This is a genomic window from Boseongicola sp., assembly GCF_057460485.1.
In genome coordinates this window covers 1-2,260 of sequence record NZ_JBVCWP010000429.1, presented here as the reverse complement: position 1 = coordinate 2,260, position 2,260 = coordinate 1, and the positions used below count along the sequence as shown (strand labels likewise).

The 2,260-nt window shown below is 58.9% G+C and carries 3 protein-coding genes; all 3 read left to right on the top strand.

Annotation, left to right across the window (positions count from 1 at the left end):
• Nucleotides 1-214 (top strand): hypothetical protein (locus tag AC221Y_RS23180; RefSeq protein WP_486708641.1); only part of this gene is annotated, 214 nt, incomplete at its 5' end.
• Between the two features lie 177 nt (nucleotides 215-391).
• Nucleotides 392-1,552 carry an IS30 family transposase gene (locus AC221Y_RS23175; RefSeq protein ID WP_486708640.1) on the top strand — a complete coding sequence of 387 codons (1,161 nt, stop codon included), beginning with the start codon at nucleotides 392-394 and terminating at the stop codon, nucleotides 1,550-1,552.
• A gap of 270 nt (nucleotides 1,553-1,822) precedes the next feature.
• The coding region (locus AC221Y_RS23170; protein ID WP_486708639.1) for an AfsR/SARP family transcriptional regulator at nucleotides 1,823-2,260 on the top strand (438 nt) is incomplete at its 3' end.

Below are 2,260 nucleotides of genomic sequence, written 5' to 3'. Positions count from 1 at the left end.
TGATGTGGTGATTGGTGGCCAAAACGCTATCAATAACCTGCACGGTGCTGCCAGCAACAACTCAAGTACGGACACAAGCGCCGTAGATGACCCGCAAACCGCGAATGTCTGCGGTCTTAATGAGTCGCAGCGGGTAGAGCCGCGGTCTTGGTGGTATTCGTTAGCGCACATAATCGACCGCGCAACGGCGATCAGCAAGAAGCGCACCGAGTGACACGTTACACCAAGCCTCTGACAATCCCTAATGATCTCTTGGAATAGCGCCCACTATGACCGACTTGGGTCAACTTCGGACTCTCGCGACCTACTGCTGCGACGTCTGCTTTCAGGGGGTGATCTCAATGGGTCGACGCAACACTTTGTCTTATGAGGAGGGATGGAGGGTGTTGCGATGGGTCGAAGGTTTCGTCGAGGATTTACGGTGTCAGAGAAGACGGAGATGTGGGATCGCTGGCAGCGGGGCGAGTCGCTGAACTCGATCGGTCGGGCGTTTGGTAAACCGTCGTCGTCAATTTATGGCCATGTTTCGCGGTACGGAGGGATCCGGCCTGAGTCACGGCGTCACTCAAGGCTTGCCTTGACGCTGTCGGAACGCGAGATGATCTCGCGAGGGATTGCAGCGCATCAATCGGCACGGACGATGGCTCGGCTGCTGTGCCGCTCGGCGTCGACGGTGAGCCGTGAGATCAATCGGAATGGCGGCTATGATCGATACCGAGCGGCGCAAGCTGATAAGCAGGCCTGGGTCCGCGCCCGTCGCCCGAAACCTTGTAAGTTGGCGACCAGTCTGCGGCTACGACAGGTCGTGGCGTGTAAGCTGAGGTTGCATTGGTCGCCCGAGCAGATCGCCGGTTGGCTAAAGAGGGTGTATCCGGGAGAAGAGAGACATCAGGTGTCTCACGAGACGATCTATCGCAGTTTATTTGTTCAAGCCCGCGGTGTGCTTAAGAAGGAGCTGCTTTTGCATCTCCGCTCACAACGCGCGATGCGCCGGCCGGGGCCGAAGAAATGGCAAGGCGATGCCCGCGGGCAGATCAAGGACATGGTCTCGATCCGGGAGCGGCCGGCCTTGGTCGAGGATCGGGCGTTTCCGGGTCACTGGGAGGGCGATCTCCTGACGGGGTCGCAGAACAGCTATATAGCGACCCTGGTGGAACGTCACACGCGCTATGTGATGCTGGTGAAGGTGACCAACAAGGAGACGCAGACGGTGATATCCGCGCTTATCAAGCAGTCGAAGAAGCTGCCGAGCGAACTCAAGAAATCCCTGACCTGGGACCGTGGCAAAGAGCTCATGGATCACCGCCGGTTCAGTCTGGCGACGGACATCGATGTCTACTTCTGCGATCCGCGCAGTCCGTGGCAGCGAGGTTCCAACGAGAACACCAACCGCCTGCTCAGGCAGTACTTCCCCAAGGGAACCGACTTATCGGTATACTCGCAGGCGCAACTGAACAAAGTGGCACGGCAGTTAAACGAGCGGCCACGCAAAACGCTTGCGTTCGAAACGCCGGCGGAAAGATTTAACGCTTGTGTTGCATCGACCGGTTGAGGTCGCAGGGGTAAAGCAGACGCTAACGACGCGAAAGCGGACATGCCGGCTGCAATGTCTGCTGTTGGGGGATAAGCGGACGTGGTTTGTCAGGGTCTGTCAGGACCGCTCATAGCCATTTCTGGTCATTGCGAGGCCTCTGAAATGCGGCCGCGCCCGTGTCAGTGGCGGGCTCGTTGTTCCAATTTTTATCGCGACTTCCACATGCTACGCTTGATGCTGACGTGCCGCTAACAACACTGCCCAATCCTGCAGAATTGTGGAGCTGAGATGCTGAGGCTGTCCCTATTTGGCCGATTTCGTGCTGCTGACGCGGTCGGCAACGAAATTTCGATCAAATCAAAAAAGGCCAGGGCGCTCCTCGCCTATCTGGCATTGCCGCCCGGCAAGGAGCGAAGCCGCGAAGAGGTGATGGCCCTCCTGTGGTCCGAGCGAGGCGACGAACAGGCCCGGTCCTCATTGCGCCAGGCTTTGAGTGGGCTTCGGAAAGAACTCGGCGAAATCGCGAACGGGGTCCTCAAGGTCACCGACGAGTGGCTTGCGCTCGATCCCGACCTCGTAGCCGTCGAGCCAGCGGCACCGAGCGACGTGCTTCTCTCAGGTCTGCATATCAGCGATCCGGCGTTCGACGAGTGGCTGCGCGATGAGCGGCTGCGCCATGAGGACACGCTGGTGGCCGACGCTCAGCCACCCGAGCTACTGCTCCCC

What these genes read in the sequence shown, in the direction of transcription:
- AC221Y_RS23175 (WP_486708640.1), top strand. Translation starts at nt 392, where the DNA reads ATGGGTCGAAGGTTTCGTCGAGGATTTACGGTGTCAGAGAAGACGGAG.